At 60.7% G+C, this 21,232-nt stretch carries 14 protein-coding genes; 3 read left to right on the forward strand and 11 right to left on the reverse strand.

From position 1 onward, the window contains the following. Positions 1-97 precede the first annotated feature (97 nt). The 7 genes from AB4O45_RS05305 to AB4O45_RS05335 all read right to left on the reverse strand — a co-directional run bounded on the left by AB4O45_RS05305 (position 98) and on the right by AB4O45_RS05335 (position 7,905). On the reverse strand, positions 98-859 hold the full coding sequence (locus AB4O45_RS05305; protein WP_166554491.1) for a TenA family transcriptional regulator: 762 nt from the start codon (positions 857-859) through the stop codon (positions 98-100). 79 nt (positions 860-938) lie between these two features. Continuing rightward, positions 939-3,398 (reverse strand): EAL domain-containing protein, encoded by a 2,460-nt coding sequence (locus AB4O45_RS05310; protein WP_460161155.1) that lies wholly within the window; start codon positions 3,396-3,398, stop codon positions 939-941. A 137-nt stretch (positions 3,399-3,535) separates the two neighbouring features. Then, complete coding sequence (locus tag AB4O45_RS05315; RefSeq protein WP_110646023.1) at positions 3,536-5,353, reverse strand: ABC transporter ATP-binding protein; 1,818 nt, start codon at positions 5,351-5,353, stop codon at positions 3,536-3,538. Next, on the reverse strand, positions 5,346-5,948 hold the full coding sequence (locus AB4O45_RS05320) for a DsbA family protein (protein ID WP_177180902.1): 603 nt from the start codon (positions 5,946-5,948) through the stop codon (positions 5,346-5,348). The genes AB4O45_RS05315 and AB4O45_RS05320 overlap by 8 nt, the downstream gene beginning before the upstream one ends. Before the next feature lie 35 nt (positions 5,949-5,983). Beyond that, complete coding sequence (gene trhO, locus AB4O45_RS05325) at positions 5,984-6,925, reverse strand: oxygen-dependent tRNA uridine(34) hydroxylase TrhO (RefSeq protein WP_041478261.1); 942 nt, start codon at positions 6,923-6,925, stop codon at positions 5,984-5,986. Positions 6,926-7,077: 152 nt separating this feature from the next. Further along, on the reverse strand, positions 7,078-7,377 hold the full coding sequence (locus AB4O45_RS05330; RefSeq protein WP_016770935.1) for a BolA family protein: 300 nt from the start codon (positions 7,375-7,377) through the stop codon (positions 7,078-7,080). 12 nt (positions 7,378-7,389) lie between these two features. Then, a complete protein-coding gene (locus AB4O45_RS05335; protein WP_016770936.1) occupies positions 7,390-7,905 on the reverse strand; it encodes a DUF2059 domain-containing protein in 516 nt (171 codons plus the stop codon). Between the two features lie 191 nt (positions 7,906-8,096). On the opposite strand from AB4O45_RS05335, the gene AB4O45_RS05340 reads away from it, so the two are divergent. After that, entirely contained in the window at positions 8,097-9,491 is a 1,395-nt protein-coding gene (locus AB4O45_RS05340; RefSeq protein ID WP_460161156.1) for a class II fumarate hydratase, read from the forward strand. Positions 9,492-9,576: 85 nt separating this feature from the next. Here AB4O45_RS05340 and AB4O45_RS05345 read toward each other — a convergent pair whose 3' ends face one another. Continuing rightward, a complete protein-coding gene (locus AB4O45_RS05345; protein ID WP_460161157.1) occupies positions 9,577-10,530 on the reverse strand; it encodes a DMT family transporter in 954 nt (317 codons plus the stop codon). Positions 10,531-10,738: 208 nt separating this feature from the next. On the opposite strand from AB4O45_RS05345, the gene AB4O45_RS05350 reads away from it, so the two are divergent. Then, on the forward strand, positions 10,739-10,930 hold the full coding sequence (locus AB4O45_RS05350) for a DUF6316 family protein (RefSeq protein ID WP_460161158.1): 192 nt from the start codon (positions 10,739-10,741) through the stop codon (positions 10,928-10,930). Positions 10,931-11,033: 103 nt separating this feature from the next. Here AB4O45_RS05350 and AB4O45_RS05355 read toward each other — a convergent pair whose 3' ends face one another. Both AB4O45_RS05355 and pap read right to left on the reverse strand, forming a co-directional pair. After that, positions 11,034-12,218, reverse strand: a complete 1,185-nt coding sequence (locus AB4O45_RS05355; protein ID WP_016770940.1) for a thiolase family protein — start codon at positions 12,216-12,218, stop codon at positions 11,034-11,036. Positions 12,219-12,321: 103 nt separating this feature from the next. Further along, positions 12,322-13,836 (reverse strand): polyphosphate:AMP phosphotransferase, encoded by a 1,515-nt coding sequence (pap, locus tag AB4O45_RS05360; protein WP_041478254.1) that lies wholly within the window; start codon positions 13,834-13,836, stop codon positions 12,322-12,324. A 227-nt stretch (positions 13,837-14,063) separates the two neighbouring features. Here pap and mnmC point away from each other — a divergent pair, with 227 nt between their 5' ends. Next, the gene (mnmC, locus tag AB4O45_RS05365; protein ID WP_460161159.1) at positions 14,064-16,043 is read left to right on the forward strand and encodes a bifunctional tRNA (5-methylaminomethyl-2-thiouridine)(34)-methyltransferase MnmD/FAD-dependent 5-carboxymethylaminomethyl-2-thiouridine(34) oxidoreductase MnmC; all 1,980 of its coding nucleotides are present in this window, start codon (positions 14,064-14,066) and stop codon (positions 16,041-16,043) included. Between the two features lie 3 nt (positions 16,044-16,046). Here the strand turns inward: mnmC and AB4O45_RS05370 are convergent, their stop codons facing one another. Further along, positions 16,047-20,873 carry an NEL-type E3 ubiquitin ligase domain-containing protein gene (locus AB4O45_RS05370; protein ID WP_460161160.1) on the reverse strand — a complete coding sequence of 1,609 codons (4,827 nt, stop codon included), beginning with the start codon at positions 20,871-20,873 and terminating at the stop codon, positions 16,047-16,049. Between the last annotated feature and the right edge of the window lie 359 nt (positions 20,874-21,232).

The raw sequence follows: 21,232 nt of genomic DNA on the forward strand, positions 1-21,232 counted from the left end.
ATTGTGGGAGCGAGCCTGCTCGCGAAGAGGGAGTGTCAGACAACGATTCGTTGCATGACCCACCGCTTTCGCGAGCAGGCTCGCTCCCACAGTTCGATCAGCTTTCGGTTACGGTCCGGCGCTCGCGGTTGACCAGCAAGCGCTCCGAAGTCTCCAGCTGCATGCACCGCTCCAGAAACAGGTACATGTAGTCATAACTCTTGCAGATCGCCTGCCGCAGCTCGGCCTGCAACGCCTTGCTCGGGTTCATGCCGGCCAGGGTGCAGATGATTTCCAGCGCTTCCCACGGATGGGCATCGTCGTACTGGGCATGCATCTTCAACCACTTCATCGCGCGCTTGCGATCTTCTTCCGGAAACGCCGCGGCGTAGACCCCGGTCGAGCAGACCACCGCTGACCACTCCCCGGTCGCCCCCTCGATCGCATAATTGGTCGCGGCAATCGCCACGATCAGCGAATCCGCCGAGCTGGTGTGCCAGCACCAGTGACTCAGAGCATGCAGCTCCGGCGGCACTTGCTGGGCCTGGAGATCTTCGAGACTGACGCCATGGGCGCGACTCCAGTGCATCCAGTAGTCGGCGTGATTGAGTTCGACGCGGATGTTGCGCATCAGCCAGCGCCGCGCCATGTCTTCGCCGGGATGGCGGGCAAAGCGGGTCTTGGTGAGGTTCTGCGCCATGTACAAGGCAAACTGCTCGACCACCGGCCAGCCACCGATCAGGTACTGGCGCATGGTTTTCGCGCTGAGTCTGTTGTCACGCATGCGCTGATAAAGTTCATGTTCGACAACCCGGCGCTTGCTCTCGCTGCAATCCTTGATGAGCTGTTGCGCCCAGGCAGGATAACTTGCAGCTTCCATGAGGGGTCCGGTTCGGTTGAATGTGTCGATCACTGTTCGGCTCCTTTTGAGTTGTGATGGCAAGGATCGGCGAGAGACTTCAACGGAACGTGCCAGGCGCTTTGAACAACAACGGCTGCGGTCTGGCAGGACGACTTTGCAAACTGTCACAGGTAAACAACTGCGGACGCTCGATGACATACCCCTGAGCGTAATCCACACCTATTTCAAGCAACGCCTGTTCGATCTGGTTAGTTTCAACAAACTCGGCAATTGTCTGCTTACCCATAACATGACCGATGTGATTGATCACTTCGACCATTGCCCGATTAATCGGGTCGTCCAGCATATCCTTTACGAAACTCCCGTCGATCTTCAGGAAGTCTACAGGCAAATGTTTCAAGTAAGCGAATGAAGACATTCCGGCACAAAAGTCATCCAGAGAAAAGTGACAACCTAAGCCTTTGAGTTCATTGATAAAACGAATTGCACTGCCAAGGTTTGCAATTGCACTGGTTTCGGTAATTTCAAAACAAATCATTTCAGGCGGTATAGCGTAGTTAACAAACTGTTCCCGCAGGAAGTGCAAAAACGCGTCATCTCCTATAGTAATGCCTGACAGATTAATCGCACACATTGCCAAAGGAAGTTCATGTTCCTGTTCAATACACTGGGCAATAACCTTGAAAACGTTTTGAACTACCCAGCGATCTAACTGGGTCATCAAACCATAACGCTCCGCCGCCGGAATAAAGCTGTCAGGCAAAATCATTCGTCCGGATTCATCATGCAGGCGCAGGAGAATTTCGATGTGTCCGGCCTGGCCGGGTTGCGGCTTGAGCGGCGCGATCTGCTGGGCATAAAGGCAAAAGCGGTTTTCTTCCAGCGCCATGTGCAGCCGTTGCACCCAAGCCATTTCACCGAAGCGCATGGACAGTTCGGAGTCGTCCGCATGATAGACCTGCACGCGGTTGCGGCCCTTTTCCTTGGCCATGTAGCAAGCCATGTCCGCCGCACGCAGGGAGGCTTCGAGAGTGGTCGGATTCTGCGCGACATGCACCAGGCCAATACTGACGGTGGTCAGGAACGGCCGTCCTTTCCAGACAAAATGCAGATTCTGCACGGTCTGACGCAGGCTTTCGGCAATCTTCTCCGCGATGTCCGGCGGGCAGTTCTCGAGCAAAATCCCGAATTCGTCGCCGCCCAGTCGCGCCAGGGTGTCGCCCTCGCGCAGGTCTGATTGCAGCAGCGTGCAGATATGCCGCAGCAACTCATCGCCCGCCGCATGACCACAGGTGTCGTTGACCAGTTTGAACTGGTCCAGATCGAGGAACATCAGGGCATGCCGGCCGGGCTGGCGCGTCAGGTTGTGCAAGGCCTGTTCGAGGCGATATTCGAATTCGCGGCGGTTCGCCAGACCGGTCAGCGCATCGTGGGTCGCCTGCCAGGACAGATTGGCGATGTATTGCCGCTCCTGAGTCATGTCGTGCAGCACCAGCACCGTGCCGCTGACATTCCCGGCATTGCGGATCGGCGCGCCGACCAGGGTCACCGACAGGGTGCTGCCGTCCAGCCGCTGGATCAGCTTGGAATGTTCGCTGCCGCCGCTGAGCTGACCACTGAGAATGTGCTCGATCAACGTCAGCCCTTCGGTCTGAGCGTTATCGTCAAGCAGGTTGAACAGCGCCGACAACGGCAGCCCCGCCGCCTGCTCGGCCTTCCAGTGCGTCATGGCCTCGGCGGCGGGGTTCATGTAATCGATCGCGCCGTTGACGTCGGTGGTGATCACGCCATCGCCAATCGATTGCAAGGTGATGTGCGCGCGATCCTTCTCCAGTTGCAGCGCCTGGGCAAATTCATGCCGTTGCCTGAGCAGTTTGTGCGTGCGCCACAGCGCCAGCGCGATCAGACCCAGCGCGGTGGCCAGGTTGGTGAACAACAGCAGGCGCATGATCACCCGCGAGCCTTCGCCCAAGGCATCGCTGAAAGCCTTGGCCGCTGGGGTGACTGCATCGTTGATGGCGAAGATCTGTAACTTCCAGCGCTGCACATCGCCCGGGCTGGCCTGGTTCTGCGCAATGCCTTGGTGCATCTCCTGCGCGACTTCGTGCAATCGGTCGAGATAGGCATCGCCAATCGTCCAGCGATCGATCGCGGTTTCCAGATAACTATAGTGGCGAAAATTGAGGTACAGCCAGATGACGCTGGAGACATCGTCCGGATGATTACCGCCCTTGAGAATACCTTCGCGCGCCGCTTGCAGATCCGGCGGCTCACGATCCAGTGCCAGGCGCAATTGGTGCCCGCCCTGGGGCACGGCGATCGCCGTCAGGTATTTGCGGTAGATCGCCTCGTCACGGCTATCGGCGTAGAGGTTCAGGTAATAGATGGCGTCTTTCTGGCCCTTGGACCACAGGCTTTCGCCAGCGACGTAGCCTCGCACGGCCGAAAGCACGTAAAGGCTCACGCCCCCCAGTAATGCCTGGAACACCACGACAGCAATAAAGGGCCAGACGATACCCAACAACCGTGGTGTTCCCAGAGTCTGCTTTTGCTTCATGAGATTCCTTGCATGAGCACTGCCCGCTCGCCTTCCGGGCGAATTCGCTATGACGAGACTAGGTGGGGTTCTCGTTCAAGGCAAGGCGCGGCGTTACACCGCGCGCAGAACCTCTGACAGGTCGGCAAGGGTTTCGATCAGTGCTGTTGCAAGTTGCCGTAGAGCTTGGCGTACAGACCGCCGTCGGCGATCAGTTGGCGATGGTCGCCGTCCTCGGCGATCTGCCCGCCGTCGAACACCAGCACGCGGTCCGCCTGTTTCACCGCCGACAGGCGATGGGCAATGATCAGCGTGGTGCGGCCATGGAGAAACTTCGCCATCGCCTGGTGCAGGTTGTACTCGGTGGCGGCATCGAGGGCCGAGGTGGCTTCGTCGAGAATCACCACTTTCGGCTCGGCGAGGATCATCCGTGCGATCGCCAGACGCTGGCGCTGACCGCCGGACAAACGCACGCCGGAGCGACCAACGATGCTGTCGAGGCCAGCGGGCAGCGCGCGGATGGTCGCGGCCATCTGCGCGATTTCCAGCGCCTGCCAGCAGGCTTCGTCGCTACGCATGCGGCCCATGGTCAGGTTGGCGCGCACACTGTCGTTGAACAGCGCCGGATGCTGCAGCACCACCGCGACGTTCTCGCGCACCGTCTCCAGACCGATCTCCTGTTGGGTCGATCCGCCGAAGCGAATGGTCCCGGCCGCTGGCGTGTACAGACCCAGCAGCAACTGCACCAAGGTACTTTTGCCGCCGCCGCTCGCCCCGACAATCGCGACCTTTTCGCCGGGCAGGATCGACAGGTTCATCTGATCCAGCACCAGCTCGTCGCCATAACCGAAACTCAGGCCTTGCACCTCGATGCCGACGGTGTCGCGCCCCTTGAACGGATCGACGCCGCCGGGATACTGCGGCTCGTCGGCGCGCGCCAGCAGTTCATTGATCCGCGTCAGCGCACCGCCCGCTGCGTAGTAGGCGTATTGCAGATTGAGCAGTTGTTCGACCGGGCCGATCATGAACCACAGGTAGCTGAACACCGCGAGCATCTGCCCGATCGAAAGATCGGAAAACAGCACGGTGAGCATCGCCGCCGCGCGGAAGATGTCGATGCCGAACTGGAACAGCAAACCACTGGCGCGGTTCGAGGCGTCGGTTTTCCACTGCGAGTTGACTGCGTAGTTGCGTACTTCCTGCGCGCGCACACCGAGGCGCCCGAGGAAATAGCCCTGACGATTGCCGGCGCGCACTTCCTGAATCGCATCGAGAGTTTCGCTCAGCGCCTGAGTGAAGCGCGAGGTGCTGTCGTTCTCGAGTTTTTTCAGGTGCTTGACGCGTTTGCCGAGCTGCACCGTGGCGTAGATCACCAACGGGTTGAACAGCAGAATCAGCAGCGCCAGCTTCCAGTGCATCCACATGAGGATGCTGGCAGTGCCGACCAGGGTCAGCATGGCGACGAGGAAGCGGCTGAGGGTTTCGCCGACGAATTTGTCGAGGGTATCCAGATCGGTGACCAGGTGCGTGGTCACTGTGCCGCTGCCGAGGCTCTCGTATTCACCAAGGGAAATGCGCTTGAGCCGCTCGATCAGGCGTACGCGAATGCGGTAGACGATGTCCTTGGCCAGGCGCGCAAACAGCCGCGACTGCAACACGCCAAAACACAGGGCGCTGCAACGCAAGGTCAGGGTCACCACCAGCATCAGGCCGATATAACCCGCCGCCTGCTGCCACATGCTTGGCAGAAAATGATTCATGACTTTCAGTGCGGCATCGCCGTGGCCGAGCAGCACTTCGTCGACCAGCAACGGCAGCAGCAACGGGATCGGCACGCTGCACAGCGTCGCCAGCACGGCCACGCCGTTGGCGATCCACAGGGATTTCTTGTGATGCAGTGCCAGACGCCGGACTTCAGCCCAGCTCAGCCGGTCGACACGCTCTACGGCTGGCGTGTCATCGGCGCGGTCAGACACAGGCCGCGCGCTCCAGCCAGCGGCCGAGCAACGGCGACAGCTCGCTGAGCGGTTGATAACCGTTGGTCAGCAGCGCCAGTTGCCCGTTGCGCTCGGCCAGCAGGGTCGGAAAACCGGCGATGCCCAGATCCTGGACCCAGGTGAAATCGGCCTGGGTCGCCTTGTGCTGATCGGCATGATCGAACAACGCCGCGAATTCGATACGCGGCACACCGGCCTGCTCCGCCAGCTCGACCAGCACGCTGGCCTGGGTGACATCGCGACCTTCGGCGTAAAACGCCTGCTGGATCAGCCCGACCAATGTCCACGCGCAATCCGGCGCCAGACTGCGCGCGGTGACAATGGCGCGACAGGCAGGCTCGGTGTCGTAGACAAAACCGTCAGGCAACGCACCGTCGAACTTGAACGGCTGGCCGGTGGCCTCGGTGACCGCTTGCCAGTGCTCGAGAATGTAGCGCCGCGTGGTCGGCTCCAGTGCCGAACCGCTGCCGGTGCGCAAGCCGCCGACCACCAGATGCAGCTCGACTCCGGCTGCCTGCGCCTGCTCGACCAGTGCCTTGGCCACCGGAGCAAACCCCCAGCACCATGAACACATCGGATCCATCACATAGAGCAGGCGCGCAGACATGATTAAGCCTCGGAAGATGCTTGCTTATAGTTGTAGCCGATCGGGTGCGGCTGATTGCGTGCCTTGGCCAGTTCGATCTGCTTTTGCCGATCGATGGCGCTGCGCCGGGTTTTCTCGCTGAGCTTGTCCCAACAATGCGGGCAACTGATGCCGGCGACGTAGTGCTCGGAGGCGCGATCTTCAACGCTGACCGGCGTGCGGCAGGCATGACATTGATCGTAGTCGCCTTCCGTCAGGTCGTGACGCACGGTGACGCGGTTGTCGAAGACGAAGCAGTCGCCGCGCCATTTGGTTTCTTCCTGCGGCACCTCTTCGAGGTACTTCAGGATGCCGCCCTTGAGGTGGTAGACCTCTTCGAAGCCTTCGCCGAGCATGTAGCTCGAGGCTTTCTCGCAGCGAATGCCGCCGGTGCAGAACATCGCGACCTTCTTGTGCACGGCCGGGTCGAAGTGTTCTTTGATGTAGTCGGGAAACTCGCGAAAACTGGTGGTTTTCGGATCGATGGCGCCTTCGAAGGTACCGATCGACACTTCGTAGTCGTTGCGCGTGTCGATCAGCAGCACTTCCGGGTCGCTGATCAGCGCGTTCCAGTCTTGCGGCTCGACGTAAGTGCCGACCTTTTTGTTCGGGTCAACGCCTTCGACACCGAGGGTGACGATCTCTTTCTTCAGCTTGACCTTGGTGCGATAGAACGGCTGTTCGTCGCAGTACGATTCCTTGTGGTCAATGTCGACCATGCGCGGATCGTTCTTGAGCCAGGCGAGCAGACCGTCAATGCCTTCGCGGCTGCCGGAAACCGTACCGTTGATGCCTTCTTCGGCGATCAGCAGAGTGCCTTTGATGCCGTTGTCGACCATCGCTTGCAGCAGTGGCTCGCGCAGGTCAACGTAATCTTCGAGGGTGACGAACTTATACAGTGCCGCCACGACAATCGGTTGTGTCATGGGTATTTCTCCAGGTGGCTACCCTCGCAAAGGGTGAACCGGATTCAATAAAAAACGCGCCGGCTAAGCGGCGCGTTGCGGATTCTAGCAAAAAACATCACCGCCTGCGGCTGTGCCCTGTAGGAGCTGCCGAAGGCTGCGATCTTTTGATCTTAATGTTTGCTACCGCCGGCACAGGTCGGCGACGCCGGAGCGCCGTCGATCTCTGCCCATTCCTGCGGGGTGTAGGTGTGCAGCGCCAACGCATGGAACTCGCCCATCAGCTCGCCGAGCGTGCCGTAGACTTTCTGGTGGCGCTTGACCCGGTTCAGGCCTTCGAACTGCGCGCTGACCACCACCGCCTTGTAGTGGGTCTGTGACCCGCGACTGTGCATGTGGCTTTCGTCCAGCACTTGCAGGTGCTCAGGCTGTAACAGAGCCAGCGTCGATTCGATGCGTTGTTGCATGGTCATCACGAACTCCGCTTACTTCTTCTTGGCTGGCGCCGCGGCCGGGGTCAGCTCTTTGGTCATGTCGTCGAGCAGCTTGTTGACCACTGGCACCGCGCTTTCCAGTTTGCCCTGGGTCATCTGCGCCGACTGCTGGGTCAGCTGCGGCATTTTTTCCAGGACTTTCTTGCCCAGTGGCGACTGGTAGAAGGCAACCAGATCTTTCAGCTCGGATTCGCTGAAGTTGCTGGTGTAGAGCTTGACCATGTCGGGCTTGAGCTTGTTCCAGCCGATGGCCTGGTCCAGCGCGGCGTTGGCCTTGGCCTGGTAGGTTTCGAGCACGGCTTTCTTCGACTCAGGGGCTTTGGTCTGTTCAAAGCGCTGGGCGAACATTTGCTGCACTTGCATGTACACCGGGGTACCCAGCTTGTCAGCGTGAGCCAGCGTCAGGAAAGCTTCGGCACTGGCGTTGTGGCTGGCGGTATCGGCAAGCACCTGGCCGCTGGCGCAAACCAGTGCAACCGCGGTACAGATGGCGCGAAGACGAGTCATCGAGTTTCCTTTAAGCAAAGCGAGGTCGAACCCCAAGGGCGACCATTCTGCGCCTAACAATCGCTATGGCTCAACCCCCGGCCCTTGCCGCGCTTGATTGGCGGGGTTTTGCGGTCAACAATCGAGCCGATGGAACCACCCGGGCCGATGCCGGCCTAAATTGCGCCAACAGACCAACAGGAGTGTGCACGATGAGCCGTATCGAAACCGACAGCCTGGGCCAGATCGAGGTCCCGGACGACGCTTACTGGGGTGCTCAGACGCAACGCTCGCTGATCAACTTCGCAATCGGTCAGGAACGCATGCCGCTACCGGTGCTGCACGCCCTGGCGCTGATCAAGAAAGCCGCCGCACGGGTCAACGACCGCAACGGCGACCTGCCCGCCGACATCGCTCGCCTGATCGAACAGGCCGCCGATGAAGTGCTCGCCGGCGAGCATGACGAGCAGTTCCCGCTGGTGGTCTGGCAGACCGGCAGCGGTACCCAGAGCAACATGAACGTCAACGAAGTGATCGCCGGTCGCGCCAACGAACTGGCCGGCAACCCGCGCGGCGGCAAGTCGCCGGTGCACCCGAACGATCACGTCAACCGCTCGCAAAGTTCCAACGACTGCTTCCCCACCGCCATGAGCATCGCCACCGCCAAAGCGGTGCAGGAACAACTGCTGCCGGCGATTGCCGAGCTGTCCGGCGGCCTCGCTGAACTGGCGGCACGGCACATGAAACTGGTGAAGACCGGGCGCACGCACATGATGGACGCGACGCCGATCACCTTCGGTCAGGAATTGTCCGGCTTCATCGCGCAACTGGATTATGCCGAGCGCGCCATCCGCGCCGCGCTGCCGGCGGTCTGCGAACTGGCGCAGGGCGGCACTGCGGTCGGCACCGGGCTGAATTCGCCGCACGGCTTCGGCGAGGCGATTGCCGCCGAGCTGGCCGCGCTGTCCGGCTTGCCGTTCGTCACCGCGCCGAACAAGTTCGCTGCACTGGCCGGTCATGAACCGCTGGTAACGCTTTCAGGTGCGCTGAAAACCCTCGCCGTGGCCTTGATGAAGATCGCCAACGACCTGCGTCTGCTGGGCTCAGGTCCTCGCGCAGGTTTTGCTGAAGTGAAGCTGCCGGCCAACGAACCGGGCAGTTCGATCATGCCCGGCAAGGTCAACCCGACCCAGTGCGAAGCGCTGTCGATGCTCGCCTGCCAGGTGCTCGGCAACGATGTGGCGATCGGTTTCGCCGCCAGTCAGGGGCACTTGCAGCTGAACGTGTTCAAACCGGTGATCATCCACAACCTGCTGCAATCGATCCGTTTGCTTGGTGATGGCTGCAGCAACTTCCAGCAGCACTGCATCGCCGGGCTCGAACCGGATGCCGAGGTCATGGTCAGGCATCTGGAACGTGGGCTGATGCTGGTGACCGCGCTGAACCCGCACATCGGTTATGACAAGTCGGCGGAGATCGCCAAGAAGGCTTACAGCGAAGGGCTGACTTTGCGTGAGGCGGCGTTGCAGCTGGGTTATCTGACTGATGAAGAGTTCGATGCCTGGGTGCGCCCGGAGAACATGATCGAGGCCGGGGCCAAGGGCTAAAGCAAAAGATCGCAGCCTTCGGCAGCTCCTACAGGGAAACGCATTCCAATTGTAGGAGCTGCCGCAGGCTGCGATCTTTTGATCTTCAGGCCATGCGCATCCGCCGCGCCCTGAGCCCGGCAATCAACGATGGCCCCAACGCCACCAGCGCCGAACCCAGCACCACCAGCACCGCCCCGCCATAGCCCAGCGCATTGATCTGCTCGGCATGCACGTAGTCCGGCCAGATCCGCGCCGCAATCGCCACCGCAACAAATGTCACCAGCGGCGTGATCGCCAGCGTCGCACTGACTCGCGAGGCTTCCCAGTGCGCCAGCGCTTCGGCGAATGCGCCGTAGGCGATCAAGGTGTTCATGCAGCACGCCAGCAACAGCCAGCCCTGCAACGGGCTCAAGTTGAGCGCTTCAAGTGGATGTACCCACGGCGTCAGCAAGAGCCCGCAGAACAGGTAGATCACCATCATCACCTGCAACGAATTCCACACAGTCAGCAATTGCTTCTGGCCCAGCGCGTAGAAGGTCCAGACCGTCGACGCCAGCAGCACCAAGAGCACGCCGGCGGTGTAATCAGAGAGCGAAGTCAGCAGCTCGGCCAGGCGCTGATTGAAGAACAGGCCGAAGCCGATCAGCAACACCAGCAAGCCGATGCCCTGGCCAATGCTGAAGCGCTCCTTGAACACGAACAGACTGGCGATCAGCAGCATGATCGGACCCATTTGCACCACCAATTGCGCGGTGCCGGGGCTGAGCAGGTTGAGGCCCATCAGGTACAGCACGTAATTGCCGACCAGCCCCAGCACCGCCATCAGCACCAGCCAGCCGCCCTTCGGCCCGAGCACCTTGCGACTTGGCAGGCGCTTGACCGAAGCCAGATAAATGAACAGGCAGCCGCCGGAAACCATCAGACGAAACCAGGTCACCGTGACCGGGTCCATCACCAGCAACACCTGTTTGAGCTTGATCGGCAGGATGCCCCACAGAAACGCGGTCAGCAGCGCCAGGAACAGTCCGTACACCCAGCGCCCCGATGAAATGTGCATGCGAACCCCAAAAGCCTGCTGACAAGAGCCTGCATTCTAGGCGCCCTGTCCCGTGCAACACAGGGACAGTTGCCGCCAGGCCGCGAATGAAACTGTGCAGGTCGCAGCAGTAAACCGGCGCGCCGCCGTTGATCGGCCGGGCAGGCGCGCCAAGTGCTTCAGGCATAAGCTGATTGCAGACTTTTCAACACATATCAGGGAGACCGACATGTACGCCATGCGCGCCGAGGACAGCGCCCCCGCCACCCGTTTTCGCAGCGACCGCGTGTGCCGGGTCAATGGCGAGCTGTATTTCAGCACCCGGGACAATACCCTTGAGGGGCCGTTTGACGGTCAGGTGATCGAGCGGGAGATTCAGGCTTATATAGCGCGGATGCAGCGGCGGGATTCCAGCCGCTGAACCGTGGCGCTGCCTTCGCGAGCAGGCTCGCTCCCACAGGGGAATGCGATCACCTGTGGGAGCGAGCCTGCTCGCGAAGGGGCCTGAACGGGCAACCAATCCTTTAGCGCACCGCCTCAAACAACCCACTCGCCCCCATCCCGCCGCCCACGCACATGGTGACGATGCCGTAACGCAGGTTGCGCCGCTGCAATTCCCGGATCAGATGCCCTACCTGACGCGAGCCGGTCATGCCGAACGGGTGGCCGATGGAAATCGAGCCGCCATTGACGTTGTATTTGTCGTTGTCGATCTCCAGCCGGTCGCGGCTGTACAGGCACTGCGAAGCGAACGCCTCGTTCAATTCCCACAGATCGATATCCGCCACTTGCAGGCCCTTGGCCTTGAGCAGTTTCGGCACCGAGAACACCGGGCCGATGCCCATTTCGTCCGGCTCGCAACCGGCGACGGTAAAGCCACGGAAAAACGCTTTCGGTTTGAGCCCCAGCTCCAGCGCTTTGTCCAGACTCATCACCAGTGTCATCGACGCACCGTCGGACAGCTGCGAGGAATTGCCCGCCGTCACCGAACCGTCGTCGGCGAACACCGGTTTCAGTCCGGCAAGGCTTTCGTAGGTGGTGTCCGGGCGGTTGCAGTCGTCGCGCTCGACGACGCCGTCGACAATCTGCACTTCACCGCTGTTCTTGTCCTCGACCCGATATTTCACCGCCATCGGCACGATTTCATCGTCGAACAGACCGGCAGCCTGGGCCTGAGCGGTACGGATCTGGCTTTGCAGCGCATAGCGATCCTGCGCCTCACGACTGACACCATAACGTCGTGCCACCACTTCGGCGGTCTGGCCCATGGTGTAGTAGATGCCGGGAGTCTGTTGCTTGAGCAGCGGGTTGATCAGGTGATCGGTGTTGACGCTCTTCAGGGTCAGGCTGATCGACTCGACGCCGCCGGCAACGATGATGTCGCTGCAACCGGAGGCGATCTGGTTGGCGGCAATCGCGATCGCCTGCAAACCCGACGAGCAGAAACGGTTGAGGGTCATGCCGGCGGTGCCGGTGCCCAGGCGCGACAGTACCGCGACGTTGCGGCCGATGTTGTAGCCCTGCGCGCCCTCGTTGGATCCGGCGCCGACGATGCAGTCCTCGACGCTGGCCGGGTCGATATCGTTGCGGGTCAGCAGGGCATTGACGCAGTGGGCCGCCATGTCATCGGGGCGGGTCTGGTTGAACTTGCCGCGAAAGGATTTGGCCAGGCCGGTCCGCACGCTGTCGACGATCACCACTTCACGCATGGCATACCTCATTGTTGTTGTCGGTTGAGAGTGGACCTGAGCATAAGTCCACCTTCTTACCGACCGCGAGGATCATTCACCCGGCGTATGCGCGGCCATCGCCTCAGTCCTTGTGCTTTTTGGCTTTCTTGTCGGATTTCTCGAATGCGTCTTCCAGCGCGCGGTTGATGGTGCGCAACACTTTCACCCGTGCCCAGCGTTTATCGTTGGCCTCGACCAGCGTCCACGGCGCGATCTCGGTGCTGGTGCGATCGACCATGTCGCCGACCGCCCGGCGATAGTCGTCCCACTTTTCCCGATTGCGCCAGTCGTCCTCGGTGATCTTGAAACGCTTGAAGGAAATCTCCTCGCGCTCCTGAAAGCGCTCCATCTGCGTGTCCTTGTCGATGGCCAGCCAGAACTTGACCACGATGACGCCGGCATCGGCCAGTTGCTCTTCGAAGTCATTGATTTCGCCGTAGGCGCGCAGCCAGTCGGCCGGGGTGCAGAAGCCCTCGATCCGCTCGACCAGCACCCGTCCGTACCAGGAGCGGTCGAACACAGTGAATTTGCCCCGCGCCGGGAGGTGTCGCCAGAACCGCCACAGATACGGTTGTGCGCGCTCTTCTTCGGTCGGTGCGGCAATCGGGACGATGCTGTACTGACGCGGATCGAGCGCCGCTGCCACGCGGCGAATCGCCCCGCCCTTGCCCGCCGCGTCGTTACCCTCGAACACCGCGATCAGCGCATGGCGACGCATGCGTTTGTCGCGCATCAGCCCGGACAGGCGCGCCTGCTCGGTGATCAGTTGCTCTTCATAGTCTTTCTTGTCCAGACGCTGCGTCAGGTCGAGGCTGTCGAGCAGGTTCAACTGATCGACCGGCGTACCCAGCGGCGCGGCACTGACTTCGTGAGGATTGACGTCGGCACGCTTGAGCGCGTTTTGCAGGCCTTCGAGGAGAATCTTGCCCACCGCCAGGCTGCGGTAATTGGCATCGACGCCTTCGATGACATGCCACGGCGCGTAATCGCGGCTGGTGCGGCGCAGCACCCGCTCGCCGTATTTGACGAACTTGTCGTAGGTCTGCGATTGCTGCCAGTCCAGCGGACTGATGCGCCAACTGTGCAGCGGATCGTCGGCCAGTGATTTGAGCCGCGCTTTCATCTGCTTCTTGGACAGGTGAAACCAGAACTTGAAGATCAACGCGCCTTCATCGCAGAGCATCTTTTCCAGACGCTCTGCGCCGGCGATGGCCTGGTCCAGACGCGGATCCTTGAACAGTCCGTGCACCCGACCCTGGAGCATCTGGCTGTACCAGTTGCCGAAGAAAACACCCATCCGCCCCTTGGCCGGCAGCATCCGCCAGTAGCGCCAAGCCGGTGGCCGCGCGAGTTCTTCATCGGTCTGCTGGTCGAAGGTGCGCACTTCGATCAGGCGCGGGTCCATCCATTCATTGAGCAGTTTGACCGTCTCGCCCTTGCCCGCCCCTTCGATGCCGTTGATCAGGATGATCACCGGAAAGCGCTTCTGCTGCTGCAACTCGAACTGCGCTTCCAGCAAGGCTTCACGCAGCGCAGGGACGGCCGCCTCGTAAGTGTCTTTGTCGATGGCGTGACCGATTTCAGCGGATTCAAACATGGGACGGCTCCTTCCAGGGTTCAGCAAGACTAGCGGATGATTACAGCACCTGAACAGATCGCAGCCTTCGGCAGCTCCTACATTTGCAATGCGTTTCCCTGTAGGAGCTGCCGAAGGCTGCGATCTTTTGAAATTTTCCCTGACACGCCCAAATCCCGTCTTGTGCTGGATCAGGCAGCTCGCGCGCGATCGGCTAGAATGGCCGCCTTGTGTTTGCCGAGCCTGCCATGAAAGCCGAAATGCCCCACGCCCAACTCGACTGGGACGACCAGGGACGCCCACGTTCGCGGGTGTTCGATGACGTGTATTTTTCCGACCAGTCGGGGCTGGAGGAAACCCGTTACGTGTTTCTCGAACAGAACCGTCTGGCCGAGCGTTTCGCTGCGCTGCCGGCGGATGGACGTCTGGTGATTGGCGAAACCGGTTTCGGCACCGGGTTGAATTTTCTCTGTGCCTGGCAGTTGTTCGAACAGCACGCGGTGGCCGGCGCGCGCTTGCATTTTGTCAGCGTCGAGAAGTACCCGCTGGCGCCTGCGGATCTGCGCCGGGCCTTGGCACTGTGGCCAGAACTCATGCCGTTGGCGGATCAGTTGCTGAGGCATTACGTGGCGATTCATCAAGGCTTTCAACGCATCACTCTGGCCAACGGCCGCGTGACGCTGACCTTGCTGATCGGCGATGCGCTGGAGCAACTGCCGCAACTCGATGCACAGATCGACGCGTGGTTTCTCGACGGTTTCGCCCCGGCGAAAAATCCGGACATGTGGACCGCTGAACTGTTCGTCGAACTGGCGCGGCTGGCTGCGCCGGGCTCGACCATCAGCACCTTCACCAGCACCGGTTGGGTCCGCCGTCTGCTCAATGCTGCCGGGTTCAAGATGAAGCGCACGCCGGGCATCGGCCACAAATGGGAAATCCTGCGTGGCGAGTTTCTCGGCTGGCCCGCCGAGGTGGCGGCGCCCCTACCGGCGAAACCCTGGTTCGCCCGCCCTGTTCCGTTGCGCGGTGAGCGCCGGGCGCTGGTGATCGGCGCCGGCCTGGCTGGCTGCGCGACAGCGTCGAGCCTGGCGGCGCGCGGCTGGCAAGTGAGTCTGCTGGAGCGTCACGCGGCCGTCGCGCAAGAAGCCTCGGGCAACCCGCAAGGCGTGCTCTATCTCAAGCTGTCCGCCCATGGCACTGCGTTATCGCAGTTGATCGTCAGTGGCTTCGGTTACACCCGGCGCCTGCTGGAAAGCCTGCAACGCGGCAGCGACTGGGATGACTGCGGCGTGCTGCAACTGGCGTTCAACGCCAAGGAAGCCGAGCGCCACGCGCAACTGGCGGCGGCATTCCCGGAAGATCTCTTGCAGTGGCTGGAGCAACCTGAAGCCCAGGCCCGCGCCGGTGTCGGCGTGGCCCACGGCGGTTTGTTCTACCCCGAAGGCGGCTGGGTGCATCCGCCGGCGCTGTGTCAGGCCCAGGCAACCCACACCAACATTGAGTTGCTCAGCCATCACGAAGCTTTGGAACTGCGCAAAGTCGCAGACCTGTGGCAAGCCTTCGACGGCGAACGTTTGCTCGCCAGTGCGCCGGTGGTGATCCTGGCCGGAGCCGCCGAAATCAAACGTTTTGCCCAGAGTGCCGACCTACCGCTCAAGCGCATTCGCGGCCAAATCACGCGTCTGGCCGAGACTGCAGAAAGTCATGCGCTGGCTACGGTGGTGTGCGCCGAGGGCTACGTCGCCCCGGCGCGTCTGGGCGAGCACACCTTGGGCGCCAGTTTCGACTTCAACAATGACGATCTGACGCCCACGACTGCCGAGCACCAAGGCAATCTGGCGATGCTCGAAGAAATTTCCAGCGACCTGCTGACACGCCTCAACATCAGCGAGCAGCCACTTGCGAACCTTGAGGGCCGGGCAGCTTTCCGCTGCACCAGCCCCGATTACCTGCCGATTGTCGGCCCGCTCGCTGATCTGCAAACCTTCAATCAGACCTACGCAGCGTTGAGCAAAGACGCCCGGCAAGTGCCGGACCTCGCCTGCCCGTGGCTCGATGGTCTGTACGTCAACAGCGGCCACGGTTCTCGCGGGCTGATCACCGCGCCGCTGTCCGGCGAGCTGCTTGCCGCGTGGCTGGACAACGAGCCGCTGCCATTGCCACGCAGTGTGGCCGAAGCCTGCCATCCCAATCGTTTCGCCTTACGGCAGTTGATTCGCGGCAAGTGAATTTCACGTATCGGGCATTTCGCAGATGCCCAGATCCATCAGCCGTATCGCGTCTTCCGTCAGGCTCTTGAACAGCACGTCTTCAGCCTGGTCCTTTTCAAGCTTGAGTGCCTGGTTCTGACTCAAATAATCGCCAGAGGGCAGCGTGTCCTTCTTGTCGAACAGTGCGCTCATTTGCGGGTCGTACAGGTCATCGATCAGCGCAAACTTGCGGACAAATATGCGTCGCAGATAGTCACGCCAGAACGTTCGCCCCTGCATGTATTCCAGCCATTGCGGGGAGAGTTCAGCGGTGAAGACGCGATTTTTTGCGACCTCAAGATCAGCGGCCGTCACGCCACTCTGGGCACTGAACAGCATATCTTTCGGTTGACCGCGCAGTCCCAGCGCATCGGTGAGACCGATGCGGTAAGCGAGGTTCATTTCCAGCGCATCGACCTTTGGCGCCCGGAGCGAATGCTCCCGGGCGATTTCTTCCAGCCTGTCCAGCCTGAACAGGCTGCGGCCCAGTTCCAACAACGCCTTGGCAGTACCCCTGCTCCCGCTTGCAGCCCTGCTCACCCGCTCGACTTCCACTGCGACTTCAAGGCGACTGAAAACCAGCGCCGCGTTATCGGTGCAGTGCAGCGGATCGGCCGCGATGTCGAGCAGTTGACGGCCCAGCGGCTCGTCAGCTTCCGCCGCCTTCAGTACCGCCCAGACGCGTCGCTGCATGTCAGCGCTGCCCTGTTTGCCGTCTGCGGTATCGCCCAGTTGCGCCAGCAAAGTGAACAAGCCATCGGCCGTCCGCTCGCTGCGCAATGCCGCCCAGATGCGCGACTGCTCTGCCCACTCTTCGCCACTGACCTTCGTCAACCAGAGCGAGCGCGCCGTTTGCTCGTTCAGCCGTGCGATGTCATCGGCGACATAGTCCATCCCAACGCCGAAATTATCGCGATAGTTCTCCAGATGCGTTTTGGCCGTTTCCGAAAAGGGGTTCAGCCCAAGCTTGAGTGCGCCGGTGAAACGTCGTGATTTCTCGAATAACCACTCGGGCAGCTCCGTGATGCTGTTGGCGGTCAGATCCATCAGTTCAATGTGCGCAGAATGGTCGAGGCCTTCTGGCAGTTCGGTGATGCCGGTATCGTTCAGCGACAAGCGACGCAGTTGCGACATTCGGCTGAAATCAGGGGTGGCACCCAACGGATTCTTGTCCAGATTCAGGTAGCGTAAAGTGCTCAGCCTGTTCAGCTTCGCCAGGGTCTGCTCGGTGAGCTTGAGCTGATTGTTTGCCAGGCTCAGCCGTTGCAGACGCGGCATGTGCGACAACATTTCAGGTAGCCGGGTGATCGCGTTGCTGCCCAGTTCCAGCGAGTCGAGCTGTTTGAAGGACTTGAGGAAGTACGCCACATCATCCCCCAGCGCCATGTTCCGCATCGACAATTGCTCGACATGGTCGAAGCTCACCGACGACGGTAACGTCGGCACTTTACCGATGCGCATGCCGTCAAGGTCAAGGGTACAGAGGTTTTTTCCCTCTTCGTTGGTGGCCCAATGAAAGCGTCGAAACGCTTCTTCGATCAGCTCGGCGGCCATTTTCCGACTGTGCCGCGCTTCAGCCAGATCGCCCCCAATGGCTTGCAGGGCGGCGGCATCTTCACTCCAGACAAACAGAGCGTCACGCAGGGTTTGCAGGTCCTGACGCAGGGCTTTGATCCGGGTCGCACGGCTCAACGGATCATCGCCCAGTGCATCGAGCAATTGACTGAGCTGCGGCTCGCTCAGACGCGGATAAAGCCTGCGCGCTTTGCGCAGCAGTGTGCGTGAATGAGCTGTCGCGGGGACCTGATCGCCTTGCACACAGGCCGGCTCGACGGGAAGTGATTCCGTACTGCCGCCGCGCAATGCCCGCGCAGTGACCTCGCGTTCGTCGAGGGCAACGTTGAGCAGCTTTTTGCGTAACTGTTGCGTACTGAGCTGTCCGGCATCGGCAAACCCGAGTGCGGTCCGCTGACGTGGCGGCAATGCCTTGAGGATGGCCATGTACAAAGCGTCGGGGCCGGATGCCACCTTGCCCAAGGATTTTTTGTCGCCGCCAAACGCCTCATAGCCCTGCGTGGACTTCACCAGATAGCCGGTATTTTCCGAGGTCGCCGACCCATCGCCGATGTCTTCGAGTATCGGTCCGGTCAAGGCCTTGTCGCGTACTTGCAGACGCAGCTGCGCGTTCCAGCCGCTCAGGCGCGGCAGTAATTTCATGGCCAGCCTGTCGGTGTCGGCATTGGCCAGCCACGACCAGTGCAACCCGCTCAAAGCCCGGTCAAGCCGGACCTCGGCAATGCCGGCCCGAGCCCGCTGTCCCAACCGCAAGGGCGCGCTCCCGGTCGAGCGCAAGTGCAGGCGCTCGACAGTCGAAGCGCGGTCGATCAGCCTTTGACCATGGCGCGCCGGAATGTCGGCGAAGACCTGGCGTAATTTACCCAGATCCTGCGCGTCACTGTGGTCATAGCGCTTGTACATCCGCTCGAACGCCGCGCGGTAATCGGATTTGAGCGCAGCACCCAGTTTTCTTGCCAGCCCGGTGGCTTGCGTGCTTTTCGCGACTTTGCCGCCGAGCAAGGCCTCGACTTCATGCTCGTAGAGGCCATCGATGACGGTTTGCAGCAAGCGCCCGAGTGCCAACTGGCCTTGGGTGACCGGCACTCCCAGGGTTTCGTCGAGCGTGCTGTTTGCAGGATAAGTGGTTTCGACGTCTCCTTCATGACCGATGACCTCAAGGTATCGGTCAGTCGGCCAGCCCGGCAGTTGCGTCAAGGCGTGCATCTGTTCTTCAAGAGGTTGCTCGGAGTGGATCTCGCCGTTTTCCAGTTCCGTGGTCAACTCACGCAGCTGGCGCTCGATGCGCACGCGCTCGACGGTATCGCGCAGGCGTACCGGCAGGCTCAGATTGTCGTTGAAGGTCTCCAGCAAGGTCTGCTGCGAGGTGTTGCTCAGCCGGCGAAGGATGTCCAGGTCGCTGTCGGCAAATTCGCTCAACTGCGGATCGATGCGCTTGAGCGTATAGGCGCTGCTGCCCCATTCTTCGGGCTGTTCAGCGGGGAACCGCCAGCCGCCCTCGACGTGGCGGATCAGTTCCGGAGCATAGGCTTGCGCGCGTGCGGGGTGTTCCAGGCGCCAGTGCTGAGTGTCGATATCAAAGTTGCCAGCCAACAGGCGGTGCTCAAAGCGGGCGATGGTCTTGTTGCCGATCTGGTAGAACTCCTTTGAACCGGCACCGATGGTGAATCCGGCCGGCAAAGCATGCTCGTACGGGCTCAAATCGGACTTCCACAGGCGTGGCTTGCCGGCCCGATCGAGTATCGCGGTGAACTGCGCGAAGAACTCCGGATGCGTGCGCAGCAGTTTTTTGCCCACAGTTCCCAGCACCTTCTGACCGCCGGCGAAAACGCCCATCAATGCGATGTTCTCTACCACACTGAGCAGATGTGACAGTGCTTCCTGATGATCACCGCGGCGCCAGTCCGCGACGCCGTCATACACTTCACTGAGCAATTGCCCGACCGCGACGCCCATCATCAATTGCCCCAGGACCGGCACGAACAGCCCCGCCACCGACGCCACGGTCACCCCGCGCTGAACGAAATCCAACAGGCGTTTCTGTCGGATCTCTTCATCGATATCAGCGGTTGGCACCGCCAGTTTGCGCGCGTCGATCTGCAACTTGCCGACATGGCTTTGCACCATGAAATCAAAAAGCGTCACATTGATCGGCCATTGTTCGACGACGCCCAGATCGGGTTTCTCAGCCAACGCCTTGAAGAAGTCAGCCTTGTCATCTTCATCGAGGCTGCCGGCGAAATACCCCTGATATTCCGTGCTCTTGAGTTGTTGCGCGAGGTAGCGCTTGAACGCATTGAAACTCGGGTACTCATACACGGCGCGCTCGGGCTCGCCGGGCATATACACCATGCATCCGTCCTCAGGATGTTGTTCCACGGAGCGTTTGGAAAATACCACCACGCCCCAAACGCAGCTGTCGAGAATTCTGATGCCCTGCATGATCATCGGGTCTTTGCCGTAGCGCAGGTGCTGCGCCGAAGCGACGCCTTCGGCCAGCATCAGATCCTGCAGCATGCGCAAACCAGCTGCGGTGATATCGCCCTTGAGCTCCGCAAGATGAGCGTCCAGCTCCAGCAGCGATTGCTTCAATGCGGCGATATTGCGGGTCATGGTACTGGTCGCCACGACTTTGCCGCACTCCTCACGCAGACCGAACACTTGCTGCAGATGCTCCTGGTATTTCTTGCCCAGATCCAGCTTGCGGCACAACGCTGCGAACGCTGCCGGCGTCAGATCCTTCACGCCAGCGGGCACACTCTTGACGCGCACCAGGCTGCCGGCGGGGAAACCGTCGGCCTGCTCCTCGTCTGCGGTGAAGTTTTGCATGGCTGCCTGCAACAGGCTTTGCGTCGCGTGTCTGACCAAGCCGATCTCGGCCTGATCCGTCGCCTTCACATCGCAGCTACAATCGACGCCGGGCAGGCTGAGCAGATCCTCGCTCACGTCATAGACCGCTGGCCATTTCTCGCTCAGCGCCGCGTTGAGTTCGCTGATGCAGAAGCTGTGCAAGGGTTTGAGCCGGGTCAGATCCTTGTCGACTTTGACTTGCAGGGTGTGCAGTTCACGAGTGATTTCGTCCAGCTTGTTCAGCGTGGCCGCAGAAGCCGTGAGCAGATGCGCCGGCAGGCTTTTTTTCAGGCTTTCAGCGGTATCGAGATCACCGGTCGCGTCGTACAAGGTGCTCAGGACCGAGGCCTGAATCTGTGGATTCGTCTTGTCTTGGGTGGGCATGGCAATAGTCCTTTATTGCGATTTGAAGCCTTGACCCTAGCGCTGCCGGGCAGCCGATAACAGTTCAAAATGCTGGACAAAATCCACGCAGATCAAACGCTTTTTTGTATGGAAAAAACAGCCCTGCACCACCCCGCACGGAACGTCCACGCGCTTGTGCGCTTATGCAAAAAAAGCGTAACGGTAAGTGGGCAAATCTCGATCCTCGATCCGCGCTGATAGCGTTGCGGCAGAAGGCAGCCAGGCTGGCTTATAACTTATCGATCTAAAACTCCACCTACCGTGACAGGTCAGTTTCTGAGTACCCGCACTTTTCGCGCGGTACGGCTTGACCTTCCCCAACGGAAAAACCGGTAAGG

Source organism: Pseudomonas sp. S2_B10, assembly GCF_054668425.1.